Annotated in this window: 1 protein-coding gene; it reads right to left on the bottom strand. The window is 49.1% G+C overall.

Annotation, left to right across the window (positions count from 1 at the left end):
- Positions 1–59 precede the first annotated feature (59 nt).
- On the bottom strand, positions 60–21647 hold the full coding sequence (locus tag AC5JP1_RS00735) for a Calx-beta domain-containing protein (RefSeq protein ID WP_493842748.1): 21588 nt from the start codon (positions 21645–21647) through the stop codon (positions 60–62).
- Positions 21648–21727: the final 80 nt, after the last annotated feature.

Below are 21727 nucleotides of genomic sequence, written 5' to 3'. Positions count from 1 at the left end.
TTTGTTCCAATGGCGTTTTGTAGAAGATAAAAGTCAAACCCCGTGCTAGTTGAATAGACCTATATAATAATATTGGTCGTAATATCAGTCTGAATCAACAGATCGTGCGTTCCATTGGTATCCGAGAAGCTATAAACATCGTAGCTAATACCATCCTGCGATACAGTAGTATTTGTATCCGTCCATTCATCGGTCAACGATACGCTATCAGAACTATCACCATTGATGATCAAATCTTTGTCAGTAAGTACTGTATCATTGATAATATCAAGCACATCATTAGTGGACAGATTGGTAAGCGCTTGAGCGCCATTACCTGTCATACCGATGACTTCAATACTCTCAAACACAGTAGCATCAAAGGTGCCAAAATCAATGGTGGTATTATCTTCGTTGATGAGTATGGTGTCGATACCAGTGCCACCATCCATTAAGATATTGTCAGCAGCAAAGACTATCGTATCATTGCCTGCACCGCCTCTGAGTGTATCTGCTCCCGTACCACCATCAATAATATCATCATCTGCTCCACCATTGACGATATCGTTGCCTGCACCGCCACTAATAGTGTCATTACCTGCACCGCCGTTGATCGTATCGTTGCCCGCATTACCACTTAGGGTATCTATACCATCATCACCATTAAAAATATCGTTTCCACTACCACCGACAAACAAATCATCGCCTGCGCCGCCAGTATATTTAAGCGCAGACGTCTGGTTTACTGAAATTAAAGCATCATCGTCAGGGGTGCCATTGAATACTAAAGTAGGCGCTACATCGATATTAATAGTACTTGGGTCTGTGACAAAAGTATCTCCATTGCCCGTTTCGACTGTTTCTAATGTAATGGTCAGAGGACCAACATAAGATGTCGCCGATTGTACACGCAAATTGTTAATACTTTCATAAGGTACTCCTTCGATAACGTAGGTTTGTATACTGGCATCCCACGTTACGTTCAATGGCGCGCCATCTCTGGTTGTTACCTGTAGTACATCACCATACAGGTTGTCACCAGTCACGATGATATTAACGGTTTCACTGCCATCAATATCTTCCATTGCAGCATTTAAGTTGAGCGTCGTCCACTTACCTTGGAAACCAACCAAAGTAGATGGATTAAATACGATTTCATCGGCCACAGGTGTCACATCTAAGGTCACTACAAGCGGGGTACTAGCCAAACCACTATCACTGATGACGCTGACTTCGATATCTGAAACCGTTCCACTGACATTCTCAGGCGCTTGAATAAAGATATTATCCAGCTCACCCACGTCACCACGATTGATGTTGTTTAGCTGACTGGCATTGATTGACCATGAATTGTTGTTATTGCCACCTGAGACGCCATTGTTACTGGCTAGAACAGTGTCTCCTGCAGTATTAACGTAATACACCAGATAGCCATTAGGCACCTCGTCTAAAGTGACCGCTGCTGCATCGTCTCCTTCATCCACTCTATTTATCTGATAAGGTATGGCTATGAGTGTATCCTCATCCCCCGTTGCAGTAACCATTAAATCATCATCTCTATCCAAAATAGCCAATACATCCGGCTGTGCAGCAACTGCGATATCGTAGCTGTGCTGATACGTGATGACTTTACCATCAACCGTGTCAGGAACATTGGTCACTTCTTTATGAGCAGCATTTACAGTAATGGTAGCACTACCATCAGCATTCGCAGCAGGGGTATATTGAACAGTGACGCTACCAGGAGGATTAACTAAGTCTCCAGCACCATTATTTAGATCAACTACATAGTCGCCATTATCGTCTGGTGTCAACTTTGTACCATTATATTCTAGTGTTCCAATACCGCCTGTGCCTGTCTGTAGCCCTACTTCATTTATCTGGATATAAAGCTTGCCATCAATAAGAGAGACGTATTCACCATCTGCACTGTTGGTGAGATCAATGACAATATCCACTTCGATATCTTCATCGGTTGAAACCGTTGAAGTTTGACCATCATTGTCGAAAGGATCAGTGCTTGGTGTTATCTCTACATTAACATCGTCGACTCTCAAAATTTCTTCTAGACCCTGATCGTTCAGCGCAGTGAATTCAACATTAAAACTGAGCTCTTGACCAACATTAGCCTCATTGGTACTGAAGTTTTCAGGTGGCGTCAAAACAACATTACCTAGCGCTTGATTAGGTGTTAGCTCCTCGCTATCTTCAACGCTGACAATCCACTGACCTGCAACTTGCTGTACACTGACGTCTGGATTACTACTACTCAACACTGTGCCTTCAGGCAGATCGGTTAGTAAGAAGCTATAAGCACTAACTACATCTGGATTGCTTAACTCAGCTTGTACTAATTCAGATAATAAGAAACCTCGAACTTGACTGCCATCTATCTCTACTGTTGCTTCTTCTGACTGAGGCGCAGGAGTAACAGTGAGCGTATCGATCAAATCAACCGTTCCAGGATCACCGCCATTCCCGTCTCTCGTCAAGGTAATAGGGAATATACCTACAACAGTTGCTTCACTACCATCGACGCCCTCTCCATTGATATCTTGTGTGACACCTACTACAGTGACATTGAAGGTGCCTACAGGGATATCGTTGGTGTTTGGGTTGCGAGCCAATACCAGTGTGTACTCTGGCGCTGAGTCGGTAATGGCCGTATCTGGTACGTCGACATACCAGGTACTACCCGCTAGGATACCACCTTGTACAATAATACCATCAGGGACGTCGCGAACCTCTAAGCGAGTAAACAACTCAGACCCGTCCTGGTCAGGTGAGGATATAGCGACAATCGCTGACGCCGTATCGTCTGTACCATTATTATTGATGCTGCTGTCGGTCACATTTACGCTTATCGTTGGTGTATCAGTCACTGCTTGGAAAGTAACATTTACCGCTTTGCCAGTAATGACTGGTGACGTTGTGGTGATGGTTGAACCATCTGGTAATGTAACCGTGTCAGTATATGTGTAGCCAAAAGGTATGGTGACTGAAGTGTCTAGGTGTTCCACGCCGTACATGACTTCTACTTTATCGGTAGCGTCAAAGACATAGTCTTGATTTGCTAGCTGCTCTGTGACCAATGCTTTATTTTCATCAGTATAGTCCACATCAGTACTATCTCCGTAAACAGTGACCGTACCATCAGCCTCTGTTACTCTTAACATAAGGCCATTACGGATAGGGCCATTACTGAGAATGTCATTACGGATAAGGTCTTGCCCTTTGATAACCACACTCTTAAGTGATTCTTGACCTGTCGTGAGCGCACCCTGATCATTCGTGGTGAATGCTGCAGTGAAGTTAATGGTTTCCCACACATCCTCTGTCGCTAGCACTTGCGGGTTATTGACTACCCCATCAGCAGCATCAGGTGTAATTAGCACAGAGACAGCTTTAGGGTCATGGGTGACACTATTACCTGATATTGTTTCAGTGGTCGTTCCTGTAATAGTAAAATCAACTTCACCAGCAAAGTTTTCAGGCGTTACCAATTTTGCATCACCATTTTGGAGTGACTCTAACGACACAGACCAGCTGCGCGCGAGTTCACTGCCGCCTAAGAATACTGCCCCTGTGATACCAAACCCTACAGGCACGCCTGTCACCTTGTAAGTGACCTGCTCAGCTGCTGGGCTACCGGCATCGTAAGCGGCAATATTGGCAGCATCAGCAAAAAATGCTGATAATGCTATGCTGTCATTGCCAGCGCCTTCGATACCGACATACGTATAATCTTCGGTAACAGACTGCCCATCGCTATCCACTATCGTTGCGGTCTCAGTTGCTAGATCGTCATTTATAATAAGATCTGCTAGACCAACGACACTAATAGGTAAGTTCAATGTCGCGCTAGAAGCACTGATGTTTCCATCGCTTTCTCTACTAACTGCCGATACTTGGAGATTGATTTTGCCGCTATAGTTTTCTGCTGGTACAAAGTATAAATCACTCACTGTATTGGTGTAATTAGCTATGGTTACTGAGCCACCAGTAGTATCCAACAGCGTCAGTGTCCCATCATTATCGGCATATAGCTGAGCGCCTAGCGGAATGTCTGTAATAGTAACATCGTAAGCTTCAGAGCCATCATCGTCACGTGAGCTTGGGCGGATGTTCAAAGGAATACCATCGGTAGGAATAATAACTGCAGCTGTCGATCCATCACGATTATTACCACCGCTAATTGCCTGATCCTCTAAACCTGTAGCAGGGTCGACACCTAGCGTAACTTGGTCAGCAACACCTGCAACTGTGAAAGTTAAGTAACTCTCGCCACTTGTTACTGGCTCGACACTAGTATCTGTATCTTCATCATAGTCGATAGTCACAGCTTCTACTTTGACTGCTGTCTCAGCAGTAGCCGATACCGAAGTGACTGTATAATCGCTATAGTCTTGCGGCGGCGTCACAGTAACCGTATTCAGATAAGCAGCTGGAATGTCGACGCCCGTCCCATTATCTGTCAGCGACAAAGTATTACTACCGTTGTTATAGGTAAATACGGCGCCTTCAATGGCAATAAACACACCATTGTCTCTACTACCAAACGTCAGATGAGCATAAGTCTGCTCAGAATCATTGAGGGCAGTAGTATGGCTTTCTTCTCCAAAATCAACCGTATCATCTTGGTTTGACCAGTTATCGAGTAATCTGAATGTACCGTCAACACCAAGGTCAAATGCAGCGTCCTCTTGCGCTACAGCAGTGTAAGTGTAGTCTGGATTAATGGTTAGGTCAGGCGTACCATCACCATCAATATCACTACCCACAACTTCGGCTACAGGCGTGATGTTAATCGTTTGGGTTAATGTGGTTGTTTCACTGATAGCAACGGCTACATCTCCATCATCATCCAAATCTGCACTGGTTACTTCAAAGTTGATATCAGTATCTGTTGAAGACTGCGCAGGTGGCGTAAGCGACAAGCTACCCAAGTCAGAGGTGTCGGTAATAACAATCACCGTACCGCCACTCGCGCCTACTGTATCGGTGGTACCATCGTTATATGTCCAACCTTCAGGCAAAATAAACCGAATTGCAGTGATGATTTCGGCAACAGCTGAGCTGCCGTCTTGGTCATCAAGTACTGCAAAATTAAACTCATCAAGTGTGAAGGCTGTGTCTTCAGTTGTACTAACATCATTCGCTACTACTTGACCAGCAACAGGTGTTACGATCAGATTAACGTTAACAGTATCGATTAGCTCAACCGTTTTATTTCTTGGAGATGAGTCAGTATCGTGGTCTTGGGTATATAGCGATACAGTGATGTTATCCATATCGAGGGAATTATAATCAGCTGATGTGATACGTATAGTAGGTTGACCAGTACTAGTATCGAACACAAGCTCCTCTGTACTAGTGACAGTAGCAAGGTCATTAACTAGAATAATATTGCCACTACCATCTCTATTAGCGGTAGCTCCTATTGTAGTTGAACCATTGTCATCTATAGCCGCATTTGATGCGATGACATTACCATTAGCATCAACCAGTTCAACCACAGCATCTGGCTGTAATCCAGTAATAACAAAACCGTAAGTCTCCCGATTTCTATTATTGCCTTCTAAATCACCAAATATAGTTGTTATTGGTAAATCAACAGACTCGCCTTCTTCAGCGCTGACCGTATAGATATCACCTACAACCCCTGCTACCGTATCATCGTAGCCAAAGGTACTAAAATTATCACCAACTTGATTATTATTGCTGCTGTCTGTCACAGCTTGAACATCAATATCAATAGTGACGGTACTTTCTGCACCATCAACATCAGAGCCATTTACTTGTGCAATATCGCCATTGTCATCCACTTCATATTCGGTCACTGACATCTCAAAAGAGATGTTAGTAGCATCATCAGCAGGTGGCGTTAGTGTCATCGCTTCAAATTCAGCACTGGTCATGGTGATGGTTGATGTGCCTGCATTATTGATTATTTGGTCATTAGTCAAATAATCACTTAATAATATGGTGATGTCAGCACCAGTTGACGCATAAGTATTACCCCCATAGTTTAGGGTTGCACCATCTGGTATATCCGCTAAGGTAATCAAGCCAATACGTTCAGGACTATCATCAGTGTTTGTTGTGAGATCAGTAGCATCTGTAATGATAGGTGCTTTTAGCCCTAGTAACACAGCAGTATCTTCGTTTGTTGTCACTGATACGGCTGATAAAGTAGGCGCATCTGAGACTGGCGTCACAGTAATACTAAGCGTCTCAGAACCTGATGATCGGTTAGCATTACCAACTGGTAAGCCGTTTGACACATTAGCCGTAATGGTGGGAACTGTGCCACTATAATTGGCAGTTGGGGTAAAGACATAGCTGCCGTCACTATTCATAGTGATAGTGCCAATAGGACCAATACCATCTGGATTTATCGTGGTCGTTGTGCCAGGTGCTATACCTGTTTGGCCTAGAACATCATAGCTCTCTATCGTCAGCATCTCTCCAATATCAGGATCATCATTATCATTAGTAAAGATATTGCCAGTGAGTGTGCCGTCTTCGAGCATTGTCTCACTATCATTAACTAGAGCAATGCCATCATTTGTACCTGTGATGGTTACTTCAACATAGCGGATTTCACTAGTACTAAGCTCGTTACCATCAGCAGCCGTAATTACGTCTTCGTTATCATCAACTTGTACGGCATAACGAATCGTTACCGTCTCACCAGGCGGAATAAAATCAAGTGCAGTAGAGGAAGCGTTGATATTCCAACTCGCCTCATTGTTAGACGTTGACAGTTGATTCACGCTAAATATATTTTCTAGTGCCGCTTGTTGATCAGCCGTTAATGACGTCAATGCGGTATTAGAACCAAAGGTAAAGATGTTTTGATTTGTTAGATAAATGAGTGTTAACTCATTGCTCGTATCAACGTCAGTAAAGTTGATGGTACCTGTTTGCGTAATAACAGAGGCATCTATTTGCTCTGTGATTTGTCTGCTGTCTATGACGCCATTTAGACTAGCACCATTGGTGATTTTTGGTTGGTCATTGGTACCGGTAATAGTGATGGTCAGCGTTGAGTTTGCCAACTCACCATCTTGGTCTCTAAAGCTATAGGTAAACGTCTCGGTCAACGTCTCACCTATTGCCAGTGCTTGTACTTCAGAATTGCCGTTGCTGAGCGCGTAGTTGTAAGTGCCGTCCGGGTTTTTAGTGATACTACCGTAACTTGCAAACTCTGTACCCCAAGTAAAGCTTTGAGTCGGTGTGTTGCCCAAGTTATCGTTGGTTAACACGTTACCAGAATTTGAACCAACGCTCACATTTTCGATTAAGCTTAATGTGTCTGCTACTGCTACTGGCACGATGTTGTCGTTCACCCCGCCTGGAGTCGTGCCATCAGTCGTACCATCATCATAGATCGTAGTGTTTACAGTATTGTTTACAGGATCAATAGTTACGTTGCCTGTCGATACTGGTGCAATACTTGAAATACTGACAGTAAAGTTCTCAGGACCTTCAAAATTTGTATCATCAACTAATGGTACAGTAATATTGACTGACGTTTGACCGGCTGGAATAGTGACTATTTGGGTAACAGGAGCAATATAATCTGTACCATTACCGGTTGCAGAGCCTGCAGCGATACTGACAACCACACTGGTATCCAGGGCGCTTGGATTACTTAAGCTAACCGTATAAGTAGCCGTATTTGCCGACCCATTGGCTGCGGTTTCACTTAGGTTTGCTGTACCTGTGATACTGACCACTGGTTTGTCACCGTCAGTGGTGCTACCGTCATTAGGGTTCCCGTTGTCTTCATCAAGTATAGTACCTGTGGCACTAGCATTACTGCCAACAGTGGCATTAGACGCATTGCTGATCGTAAGTACGATATTTTCTGATTGCTCATAAATATTGTCATCAATCACAGTGACTGTAATAGCAGGGGCGCTCGTGCTACCTGCTGGTATCTTGACACTGTCGCCATTCGTGAGAAAGTTTTGAATATCGATAGTATTATTCAGAGTGATGACTGCACCAGTGGCATCGGTGTAGCTGATGCTATCAATATCAGTAGCGATTAGGCTACTACTGCCCAAACTGACCTTAACAGTGGTATCAAAGTTACTGAGGTTATTCTGAGCCACAGTAAAGACTAAGGTATTGTCTACCCCTTCAACAGCTTGAGCATCAGTGGCAGTAATACCAACCACCGGCTTGTCGCCATCGACCTCATCAGTAACGTTATCTGGGTTGTTCGGGTTGTTGGTGTTGACACGCTGGTCTTCATCTAAAATTACACCAGTCGCAGTGCCTGTACCTACAGTGGCTGCTGTTGGACTGCTTGCATCAACGGCAACATTAAGCACGAGGCTCTCTGATTGCTCATAGACGCTGTCATCAATCACAGTGACCGTAATAGCAGGCGCACTCGTGCTACCTGCCGGTATGGTAATGCTGTCACCATTGTCAAGGAAGGCTTGGATGTCAGTGAGGTTATTTAATGTCACCACCACCCCATCAGCATTGGTGTAGCTGATCGAAGCAATATCCGCCGCTTCAACGGTGTTGGTATCACCCAAGCTTACGTTAACGGTGGTGTCAAGGTTGCTTAAGTTGCTCTGAGTCACGCTAAAGATGAGGGTATTGTCCACCCCTTCAATCGCTTGTGCGTCGGTTGCAGCAATGCTGACCACAGGGGCGTCAATAGCACCATTGTCTTCATCTAAGATCTCAGCGGTCGCGGTTGCGGTACCAAGAGTGGCATTGACTGGGCCAGATAGGCTCATGCCAATGGTTTCTGATATCTCGTAGATCGCGTCTTGTGCTGGGGTGATGCTAAAGGTTGGGTTGGTGGTTGATCCTGCTGGAATGGAAACAGCAACGCCAGCTAAGGCGTCAGCCACACTGATCGTTTGTATACTGCCATCAGCATTGGTGAGTACGATGCTATCAATGTCCGCCGCTTCTGCTTCGGTTAAATCAAGAGTGACAATCACGCTGGTCACACGGTCACTCAGACCGGTCTGGTTAATGCTAAAGACGATGGCATCACCTGCGCCTTCGGTGGCATCACCGCTGGCCGTAATGCTAATCACAGGCGCCGCATCATTGTCGATGATGGTGCCGGTGCCGCTACCGGTGCCGATGGTCAAGGTGGTGGTCTCGTTTAGCTCGTCAGTCGCGTCATCTGCGGTAGGATAGCTGACGGTAAAGCTTGTCACTCCTGCTGGAACGGTGATGGTGCCGGTAGCGGCATCATAAACAATGCCGGGGACACTAAAGACAGGCGGTGTCGCGCTGTCATAATCAGTCCCTGCAGTTGCACTACCATCGGTGATGGCAAACGGATAGCTGACCGCTACCTCAGTTGGGTTTGATAAGGTCACGGTGTGAACGAGATTGCTGCCCTCATCAGCACTAGCAGCAGAGACGCTCACAACAGGCTTGTCGCCTTCTGTATTGCTGCCAGGGTTAGCAGGATCATTAGACTCATCTAGAATCACACCAGTCGCGCTGTCTGTACCAATGGTGGCATTAACAGGAGTGCTGATCTCAAGCACAAGATCTTCTGATTGCTCATACACCACATCGTCGGCAATGGTCACAGTAATCACTGGCGCTGTCGTTTGTCCAGCTGGGATGGTGACGTTTGCGCCGTTGGTTAAGAAGTCTTGAACCTGAGCGCTGGTGGTTAAGCTGACCACCACCCCATCAGCATTGGTGTAGCTGATCGAAGCAATATCCGCCGCTTCAACGGTGTTGGTATCACCCAAGCTTACGTTAACGGTGGTGTCAAGGTTGCTTAAGTTGCTCTGAGTCACGCTAAAGATGAGGGTATTGTCCACCCCTTCAATCGCTTGTGCGTCGGTTGCAGCAATGCTGACCACAGGGGCGTCAATAGCACCATTGTCTTCATCTAAGATCTCAGCGGTCGCGGTTGCGGTACCAAGAGTGGCATTGACTGGGCCAGATAGGCTCATGCCAATGGTTTCTGATATCTCGTAGATCGCGTCTTGTGCTGGGGTGATGCTAAAGGTTGGGTTGGTGGTTGATCCTGCTGGAATGGAAACAGCAACGCCAGCTAAGGCGTCAGCCACACTGATCGTTTGTATACTGCCATCAGCATTGGTGAGTACGATGCTATCAATGTCCGCCGCTTCTGCTTCGGTTAAATCAAGAGTGACAATCACGCTGGTCGCACGGTCACTCAGACCGGTCTGGTTAATGCTAAAGACGATGGCATCACCTGCGCCTTCGGTGGCATCACCGCTGGCCGTAATGCTAATCACAGGCGCCGCATCATTGTCGATGATGGTGCCGGTGCCGCTACCGGTGCCGATGGTCAAGGTGGTGGTCTCGTTTAGCTCGTCAGTCGCGTCATCTGCGGTAGGATAGCTGACGGTAAAGCTTGTCACTCCTGCTGGAACGGTGATGGTGCCGGTAGCGGCATCATAAACAATGCCGGGGACACTAAAGACAGGCGGTGTCGCGCTGTCATAATCAGTCCCTGCAGTTGCACTACCATCGGTGATGGCAAACGGATAGCTGACCGCTACCTCAGTTGGGTTTGATAAGGTCACGGTGTGAACGAGATTGCTGCCCTCATCAGCACTAGCAGCAGAGACGCTCACAACAGGCTTGTCGCCATCAACCTCATCAGTAACGTTATCTGGGTTGTTCGGGTTGTTGGTGTTGACACGCTGGTCTTCATCTAAAATTACACCAGTCGCAGTGCCTGTACCTACAGTGGCTGCTGTTGGACTGCTTGCATCAACGGCAACATTAAGCACGAGGCTCTCTGATTGCTCATAGACGCTGTCATCAATCACAGTGACCGTAATAGCAGGCGCACTCGTGCTACCTGCCGGTATGGTAATGCTGTCACCATTGTCAAGGAAGGCTTGGATGTCAGTGAGGTTATTTAATGTCACCACCACCCCATCAGCATTGGTGTAGCTGATCGAAGCAATATCCGCCGCTTCAACGGTGTTGGTATCACCCAAGCTTACGTTAACGGTGGTGTCAAGGTTGCTTAAGTTGCTCTGAGTCACGCTAAAGATGAGGGTATTGTCCACCCCTTCAATCGCTTGTGCGTCGGTTGCAGCAATGCTGACCACAGGGGCGTCAATAGCACCATTGTCTTCATCTAAGATCTCAGCGGTCGCGGTTGCGGTACCAAGAGTGGCATTGACTGGGCCAGATAGGCTCATGCCAATGGTTTCTGATATCTCGTAGATCGCGTCTTGTGCTGGGGTGATGCTAAAGGTTGGGTTGGTGGTTGATCCTGCTGGAATGGAAACAGCAACGCCAGCTAAGGCGTCAGCCACACTGATCGTTTGTATACTGCCATCAGCATTGGTGAGTACGATGCTATCAATGTCCGCCGCTTCTGCTTCGGTTAAATCAAGAGTGACAATCACGCTGGTCGCACGGTCACTCAGACCGGTCTGGTTAATGCTAAAGACGATGGCATCACCTGCGCCTTCGGTGGCATCACCGCTGGCCGTAATGCTAATCACAGGCGCCGCATCATTGTCGATGATGGTGCCGGTGCCGCTACCGGTGCCGATGGTCAAGGTGGTGGTCTCGTTTAGCTCGTCAGTCGCGTCATCTGCGGTAGGATAGCTGACGGTAAAGCTTGTCACTCCTGCTGGAACGGTGATGGTGCCGGTAGCGGCATCATAAACAATGCCGGGGACACTAAAGACAGGCGGTGTCGCGCTGTCATAATCAGTCCCTGCAGTTGCACTACCATCGGTGATGGCAAACGGATAGCTGACCGCTACCTCAGTTGGGTTTGATAAGGTCACGGTGTGAACGAGATTGCTGCCCTCATCAGCACTAGCAGCAGAGACGCTCACAACAGGCTTGTCGCCATCAACCTCATCAGTAACGTTATCTGGGTTGTTCGGGTTGTTGGTGTTGACACGCTGGTCTTCATCTAAAATTACACCAGTCGCAGTGCCTGTACCTACAGTGGCTGCTGTTGGACTGCTTGCATCAACGGCAACATTAAGCACGAGGCTCTCTGATTGCTCATAGACGCTGTCATCAATCACAGTGACCGTAATAGCAGGCGCACTCGTGCTACCTGCCGGTATGGTAATGCTGTCACCATTGTCAAGGAAGGCTTGGATGTCAGTGAGGTTATTTAATGTCACCACCACCCCATCAGCATTGGTGTAGCTGATCGAAGCAATATCCGCCGCTTCAACGGTGTTGGTATCACCCAAGCTTACGTTAACGGTGGTGTCAAGGTTGCTTAAGTTGCTCTGAGTCACGCTAAAGATGAGGGTATTGTCCACCCCTTCAATCGCTTGTGCGTCGGTTGCAGCAATGCTGACCACAGGGGCGTCAATAGCACCATTGTCTTCATCTAAGATCTCAGCGGTCGCGGTTGCGGTACCAAGAGTGGCATTGACTGGGCCAGATAGGCTCATGCCAATGGTTTCTGATATCTCGTAGATCGCGTCTTGTGCTGGGGTGATGCTAAAGGTTGGGTTGGTGGTTGATCCTGCTGGAATGGAAACAGCAACGCCAGCTAAGGCGTCAGCCACACTGATCGTTTGTATACTGCCATCAGCATTGGTGAGTACGATGCTATCAATGTCCGCCGCTTCTGCTTCGGTTAAATCAAGAGTGACAATCACGCTGGTCGCACGGTCACTCAGACCGGTCTGGTTAATGCTAAAGACGATGGCATCACCTGCGCCTTCGGTGGCATCACCGCTGGCCGTAATGCTAATCACAGGCGCCGCATCATTGTCGATGATGGTGCCGGTGCCGCTACCGGTGCCGATGGTCAAGGTGGTGGTCTCGTTTAGCTCGTCAGTCGCGTCATCTGCGGTAGGATAGCTGACGGTAAAGCTTGTCACTCCTGCTGGAACGGTGATGGTGCCGGTAGCGGCATCATAAACAATGCCGGGGACACTAAAGACAGGCGGTGTCGCGCTGTCATAATCAGTCCCTGCAGTTGCACTACCATCGGTGATGGCAAACGGATAGCTGACCGCTACCTCAGTTGGGTTTGATAAGGTCACGGTGTGAACGAGATTGCTGCCCTCATCAGCACTAGCAGCAGAGACGCTCACAACAGGCTTGTCGCCTTCTGTATTGCTGCCAGGGTTAGCAGGATCATTAGACTCATCTAGAATCACACCAGTCGCGCTGTCTGTACCAATGGTGGCATTAACAGGAGTGCTGATCTCAAGCACAAGATCTTCTGATTGCTCATACACCACATCGTCGGCAATGGTCACAGTAATCACTGGCGCTGTCGTTTGTCCAGCTGGGATGGTGACGTTTGCGCCGTTGGTTAAGAAGTCTTGAACCTGAGCGCTGGTGGTTAAGCTGACCACCACCCCATCAGCATTGGTGTAGCTGATCGAAGCAATATCCGCCGCTTCAACGGTGTTGGTATCACCCAAGCTTACGTTAACGGTGGTGTCAAGGTTGCTTAAGTTGCTCTGAGTCACGCTAAAGATGAGGGTATTGTCCACCCCTTCAATCGCTTGTGCGTCGGTTGCAGCAATGCTGACCACAGGGGCGTCAATAGCACCATTGTCTTCATCTAAGATCTCAGCGGTCGCGGTTGCGGTACCAAGAGTGGCATTGACTGGGCCAGATAGGCTCATGCCAATGGTTTCTGATATCTCGTAGATCGCGTCTTGTGCTGGGGTGATGCTAAAGGTTGGGTTGGTGGTTGATCCTGCTGGAATGGAAACAGCAACGCCAGCTAAGGCGTCAGCCACACTGATCGTTTGTATACTGCCATCAGCATTGGTGAGTACGATGCTATCAATGTCCGCCGCTTCTGCTTCGGTTAAATCAAGAGTGACAATCACGCTGGTCGCACGGTCACTCAGACCGGTCTGGTTAATGCTAAAGACGATGGCATCACCTGCGCCTTCGGTGGCATCACCGCTGGCCGTAATGCTAATCACAGGCGCCGCATCATTGTCGATGATGGTGCCGGTGCCGCTACCGGTGCCGATGGTCAAGGTGGTGGTCTCGTTTAGCTCGTCAGTCGCGTCATCTGCGGTAGGATAGCTGACGGTAAAGCTTGTCACTCCTGCTGGAACGGTGATGGTGCCGGTAGCGGCATCATAAACAATGCCGGGGACACTAAAGACAGGCGGTGTCGCGCTGTCATAATCAGTCCCTGCAGTTGCACTACCATCGGTGATGGCAAACGGATAGCTGACCGCTACCTCAGTTGGGTTTGATAAGGTCACGGTGTGAACGAGATTGCTGCCCTCATCAGCACTAGCAGCAGAGACGCTCACAACAGGCTTGTCGCCATCAACCTCATCAGTAACGTTATCTGGGTTGTTCGGGTTGTTGGTGTTGACACGCTGGTCTTCATCTAAAATTACACCAGTCGCAGTGCCTGTACCTACAGTGGCTGCTGTTGGACTGCTTGCATCAACGGCAACATTAAGCACGAGGCTCTCTGATTGCTCATAGACGCTGTCATCAATCACAGTGACCGTAATAGCAGGCGCACTCGTGCTACCTGCCGGTATGGTAATGCTGTCACCATTGTCAAGGAAGGCTTGGATGTCAGTGAGGTTATTTAATGTCACCACCACCCCATCAGCATTGGTGTAGCTGATCGAAGCAATATCCGCCGCTTCAACGGTGTTGGTATCACCCAAGCTTACGTTAACGGTGGTGTCAAGGTTGCTTAAGTTGCTCTGAGTCACGCTAAAGATGAGGGTATTGTCCACCCCTTCAATCGCTTGTGCGTCGGTTGCAGCAATGCTGACCACAGGGGCGTCAATAGCACCATTGTCTTCATCTAAGATCTCAGCGGTCGCGGTTGCGGTACCAAGAGTGGCATTGACTGGGCCAGATAGGCTCATGCCAATGGTTTCTGATATCTCGTAGATCGCGTCTTGTGCTGGGGTGATGCTAAAGGTTGGGTTGGTGGTTGATCCTGCTGGAATGGAAACAGCAACGCCAGCTAAGGCGTCAGCCACACTGATCGTTTGTATACTGCCATCAGCATTGGTGAGTACGATGCTATCAATGTCCGCCGCTTCTGCTTCGGTTAAATCAAGAGTGACAATCACGCTGGTCGCACGGTCACTCAGACCGGTCTGGTTAATGCTAAAGACGATGGCATCACCTGCGCCTTCGGTGGCATCACCGCTGGCCGTAATGCTAATCACAGGCGCCGCATCATTGTCGATGATGGTGCCGGTGCCGCTACCGGTGCCGATGGTCAAGGTGGTGGTCTCGTTTAGCTCGTCAGTCGCGTCATCTGCGGTAGGATAGCTGACGGTAAAGCTTGTCACTCCTGCTGGAACGGTGATGGTGCCGGTAGCGGCATCATAAACAATGCCGGGGACACTAAAGACAGGCGGTGTCGCGCTGTCATAATCAGTCCCTGCAGTTGCACTACCATCGGTGATGGCAAACGGATAGCTGACCGCTACCTCAGTTGGGTTTGATAAGGTCACGGTGTGAACGAGATTGCTGCCCTCATCAGCACTAGCAGCAGAGACGCTCACAACAGGCTTGTCGCCTTCTGTATTGCTGCCAGGGTTAGCAGGATCATTAGACTCATCTAGAATCACACCAGTCGCGCTGTCTGTACCAATGGTGGCATTAACAGGAGTGCTGATCTCAAGCACAAGATCTTCTGATTGCTCATACACCACATCGTCGGCAATGGTCACAGTAATCACTGGCGCTGTCGTTTGTCCAGCTGGGATGGTGACGTTTGCGCCGTTGGTTAAGAAGTCTTGAACCTGAGCGCTGGTGGTTAAGCTGACCACCACCCCATCAGCATTGGTGTAGCTGATCGAAGCAATATCCGCCGCTTCAACGGTGTTGGTATCACCCAAGCTTACGTTAACGGTGGTGTCAAGGTTGCTTAAGTTGCTCTGAGTCACGCTAAAGATGAGGGTATTGTCCACCCCTTCAATCGCTTGTGCGTCGGTTGCAGCAATGCTGACCACAGGGGCGTCAATAGCACCATTGTCTTCATCTAAGATCTCAGCGGTCGCGGTTGCGGTACCAAGAGTGGCATTGACTGGGCCAGATAGGCTCATGCCAATGGTTTCTGATATCTCGTAGATCGCGTCTTGTGCTGGGGTGATGCTAAAGGTTGGGTTGGTGGTTGATCCTGCTGGAATGGAAACAGCAACGCCAGCTAAGGCGTCAGCCACACTGATCGTTTGTATACTGCCATCAGCATTGGTGAGTACGATGCTATCAATGTCCGCCGCTTCTGCTTCGGTTAAATCAAGAGTGACAATCACGCTGGTCGCACGGTCACTCAGACCGGTCTGGTTAATGCTAAAGACGATGGCATCACCTGCGCCTTCGGTGGCATCACCGCTGGCCGTAATGCTAATCACAGGCGCCGCATCATTGTCGATGATGGTGCCGGTGCCGCTACCGGTGCCGATGGTCAAGGTGGTGGTCTCGTTTAGCTCGTCAGTCGCGTCATCTGCGGTAGGATAGCTGACGGTAAAGCTTGTCACTCCTGCTGGAACGGTGATGGTGCCGGTAGCGGCATCATAAACAATGCCGGGGACACTAAAGACAGGCGGTGTCGCGCTGTCATAATCAGTCCCTGCAGTTGCACTACCATCGGTGATGGCAAACGGATAGCTGACCGCTACCTCAGTTGGGTTTGATAAGGTCACGGTGTGAACGAGATTGCTGCCCTCATCAGCACTAGCAGCAGAGACGCTCACAACAGGCTTGTCGCCTTCTGTATTGCTGCCAGGGTTAGCAGGATCATTAGACTCATCTAGAATCACACCAGTCGCGCTGTCTGTACCAATGGTGGCATTAACAGGAGTGCTGATCTCAAGCACAAGATCTTCTGATTGCTCATACACCACATCGTCGGCAATGGTCACAGTAATCACTGGCGCTGTCGTTTGTCCAGCTGGGATGGTGACGTTTGCGCCGTTGGTTAAGAAGTCTTGAACCTGAGCGCTGGTGGTTAAGCTGACCACCACCCCATCAGCATTGGTGTAGCTGATCGAAGCAATATCCGCCGCTTCAACGGTGTTGGTATCACCCAAGCTTACGTTAACGGTGGTGTCAAGGTTGCTTAAGTTGCTCTGAGTCACGCTAAAGATGAGGGTATTGTCCACCCCTTCAATCGCTTGTGCGTCGGTTGCAGCAATGCTGACCACAGGGGCGTCAATAGCACCATTGTCTTCATCTAAGATCTCAGCGGTCGCGGTTGCGGTACCAAGAGTGGCATTGACTGGGCCAGATAGGCTCATGCCAATGGTTTCTGATATCTCGTAGATCGCGTCTTGTGCTGGGGTGATGCTAAAGGTTGGGTTGGTGGTTGATCCTGCTGGAATGGAAACAGCAACGCCAGCTAAGGCGTCAGCCACACTGATCGTTTGTATACTGCCATCAGCATTGGTGAGTACGATGCTATCAATGTCCGCCGCTTCTGCTTCGGTTAAATCAAGAGTGACAATCACGCTGGTCGCACGGTCACTCAGACCGGTCTGGTTAATGCTAAAGACGATGGCATCACCTGCGCCTTCGGTGGCATCACCGCTGGCCGTAATGCTAATCACAGGCGCCGCATCATTGTCGATGATGGTGCCGGTGCCGCTACCGATGCCGATGGTCAAGGTGGTGGTCTCGTTTAGCTCGTCAGTCGCGTCATCTGCGGTAGGATAGCTGACGGTAAAGCTTGTCACTCCTGCTGGAACGGTGATGGTGCCGGTAGCGGCATCATAAACAATGCCGGGGACACTAAAGACAGGCGGTGTCGCGCTGTCATAATCAGTCCCTGCAGTTGCACTACCATCGGTGATGGCAAACGGATAGCTGACCGCTACCTCAGTTGGGTTTGATAAGGTCACGGTGTGAACGAGATTGCTGCCCTCATCAGCACTAGCAGCAGAGACGCTCACAACAGGCTTGTCGCCATCAACCTCATCAGTAACGTTATCTGGGTTGTTCGGGTTGTTGGTGTTGACACGCTGGTCTTCATCTAAAATTACACCAGTCGCAGTGCCTGTACCTACAGTGGCTGCTGTTGGACTGCTTGCATCAACGGCAACATTAAGCACGAGGCTCTCTGATTGCTCATAGACGCTGTCATCAATCACAGTGACCGTAATAGCAGGCGCACTCGTGCTACCTGCCGGTATGGTAATGCTGTCACCATTGTCAAGGAAGGCTTGGATGTCAGTGAGGTTATTTAATGTCACCACCACCCCATCAGCATTGGTGTAGCTGATCGAAGCAATATCCGCCGCTTCAACGGTGTTGGTATCACCCAAGCTTACGTTAACGGTGGTGTCAAGGTTGCTTAAGTTGCTCTGAGTCACGCTAAAGATGAGGGTATTGTCCACCCCTTCAATCGCTTGTGCGTCGGTTGCAGCAATGCTGACCACAGGGGCGTCAATAGCACCATTGTCTTCATCTAAGATCTCAGCGGTCGCGGTTGCGGTACCAAGAGTGGCATTGACTGGGCCAGATAGGCTCATGCCAATGGTTTCTGATATCTCGTAGATCGCGTCTTGTGCTGGGGTGATGCTAAAGGTTGGGTTGGTGGTTGATCCTGCTGGAATGGAAACAGCAACGCCAGCTAAGGCGTCAGCCACACTGATCGTTTGTATACTGCCATCAGCATTGGTGAGTACGATGCTATCAATGTCCGCCGCTTCTGCTTCGGTTAAATCAAGAGTGACAATCACGCTGGTCGCACGGTCACTCAGACCGGTCTGGTTAATGCTAAAGACGATGGCATCACCTGCGCCTTCGGTGGCATCACCGCTGGCCGTAATGCTAATCACAGGCGCCGCATCATTGTCGATGATGGTGCCGGTGCCGCTACCGGTGCCGATGGTCAAGGTGGTGGTCTCGTTTAGCTCGTCAGTCGCGTCATCTGCGGTAGGATAGCTGACGGTAAAGCTTGTCACTCCTGCTGGAACGGTGATGGTGCCGGTAGCGGCATCATAAACAATGCCGGGGACACTAAAGACAGGCGGTGTCGCGCTGTCATAATCAGTCCCTGCAGTTGCACTACCATCGGTGATGGCAAACGGATAGCTGACCGCTACCTCAGTTGGGTTTGATAAGGTCACGGTGTGAACGAGATTGCTGCCCTCATCAGCACTAGCAGCAGAGACGCTCACAACAGGCTTGTCGCCTTCTGTATTGCTGCCAGGGTTAGCAGGATCATTAGACTCATCTAGAATCACACCAGTCGCGCTGTCTGTACCAATGGTGGCATTAACAGGAGTGCTGATCTCAAGCACAAGATCTTCTGATTGCTCATACACCACATCGTCGGCAATGGTCACAGTAATCACTGGCGCTGTCGTTTGTCCAGCTGGGATGGTGACGTTTGCGCCGTTGGTTAAGAAGTCTTGAACCTGAGCGCTGGTGGTTAAGCTGACCACCACCCCATCAGCATTGGTGTAGCTGATCGAAGCAATATCCGCCGCTTCAACGGTGTTGGTATCACCCAAGCTTACGTTAACGGTGGTGTCAAGGTTGCTTAAGTTGCTCTGAGTCACGCTAAAGATGAGGGTATTGTCCACCCCTTCAATCGCTTGTGCGTCGGTTGCAGCAATGCTGACCACAGGGGCGTCAATAGCACCATTGTCTTCATCTAAGATCTCAGCGGTCGCGGTTGCGGTACCAAGAGTGGCATTGACTGGGCCAGATAGGCTCATGCCAATGGTTTCTGATATCTCGTAGATCGCGTCTTGTGCTGGGGTGATGCTAAAGGTTGGGTTGGTGGTTGATCCTGCTGGAATGGAAACAGCAACGCCAGCTAAGGCGTCAGCCACACTGATCGTTTGTATACTGCCATCAGCATTGGTGAGTACGATGCTATCAATGTCCGCCGCTTCTGCTTCGGTTAAATCAAGAGTGACAATCACGCTGGTCGCACGGTCACTCAGACCGGTCTGGTTAATGCTAAAGACGATGGCATCACCTGCGCCTTCGGTGGCATCACCGCTGGCCGTAATGCTAATCACAGGCGCCGCATCATTGTCGATGATGGTGCCGGTGCCGCTACCGGTGCCGATGGTCAAGGTGGTGGTCTCGTTTAGCTCGTCAGTCGCGTCATCTGCGGTAGGATAGCTGACGGTAAAGCTTGTCACTCCTGCTGGAACGGTGATGGTGCCGGTAGCGGCATCATAAACAATGCCGGGGACACTAAAGACAGGCGGTGTCGCGCTGTCATAATCAGTCCCTGCAGTTGCACTACCATCGGTGATGGCAAACGGATAGCTGACCGCTACCTCAGTTGGGTTTGATAAGGTCACGGTGTGAACGAGATTGCTGCCCTCATCAGCACTAGCAGCAGAGACGCTCACAACAGGCTTGTCGCCTTCTGTATTGCTGCCAGGGTTAGCAGGATCATTAGACTCATCTAGAATCACACCAGTCGCGCTGTCTGTACCAATGGTGGCATTAACAGGAGTGCTGATCTCAAGCACAAGATCTTCTGATTGCTCATACACCACATCGTCGGCAATGGTCACAGTAATCACTGGCGCTGTCGTTTGTCCAGCTGGGATGGTGACGTTTGCGCCGTTGGTTAAGAAGTCTTGAACCTGAGCGCTGGTGGTTAAGCTGACCACCACCCCATCAGCATTGGTGTAGCTGATCGAAGCAATATCCGCCGCTTCAACGGTGTTGGTATCACCCAAGCTCACGGTAACGGTGGTGTCAAGGTTGCTTAAGTTGCTCTGAGTCACGCTAAAGATGAGGGTATTGTCCACCCCTTCAATCGCTTGACCATCAGTTGCCACAATGCTGACCACGGGTACATCACTTCCTGTCATCGGATTGTTAGGATCGACTGGTGTACTACCATCAGTCGTACCATCATCATATACAGTCGTTTCTACAGTGCTATTGGCAGTATCAATAGTAGCTCTGCCCGTGCTGACACTTGTGATCGCTACTTGAAAGCCTTCTGCTCCTTCATAGACATCATCATTGACAATCGGCACACTAAAATCAACAGAGGTCTGTCCAGCCGGAATCGTGACTGTTTGCGTGGCTGGCGCACTATAGTCATCACCATCAGCAGATCCAGGTGTGATCGTTATCGTAACTGTAGTATCTGTCTCACTCACTTTATCCAGACTGACTGTGTACAACGCTGTATTCGCATTATCGGCAGCATCTGCTTCGCTTAGGTTCATCACCCCACTAAGGCTCACTATAGAAGCAGGTTCAGCTGGCTCATTGTCATCATCACTGCCACTACTAAGGGCTGCTACTAGACCAGCTAAGCCAACTCCTGCTGCTGCAGGTATCCACCAAGGTATCGCAGCAGCCGCTATATATTCAGTGCCACCCAATGCCTGACCTTCCACATCCCCTGTCTCTAGCTGCGTGACATAGTCGTAAGTCTCACCAGTATCCGGAATATAGTAATAGTACTCACCATCTTCGGCGATTCCGAGCAGTGCACTGTCTGCCTCGTCGTAGAACCCTTCTATTATAAGATCACTGTTTTCGCCATCTTTTTCGAACGAGACATGCAAATCATTTTTTAGACGCTTGGTAATAATATGATTGGGCGCACGACCGATTGCCGTATCATGAAACTCGTAATTAACCTTGTCCACAGCTTTAATAATAGTAGGCTTTCCATCTTCGGTGACTACTTGTACTTGCGCGACAGTCTGAGTTGCACTATTGGTTTTTACTATAATCGTGTTCATATTTTTCACCTTCTATTTATTGTTATCTGTTTTTCAATTGGGATAATATAACTTGAGAGAGATATCACGCGGCACTCATT

This window comes from Psychrobacter sp. H29, from assembly GCF_059073055.1.
This window is presented reverse-complemented; position numbering and strand designations above follow the sequence as displayed.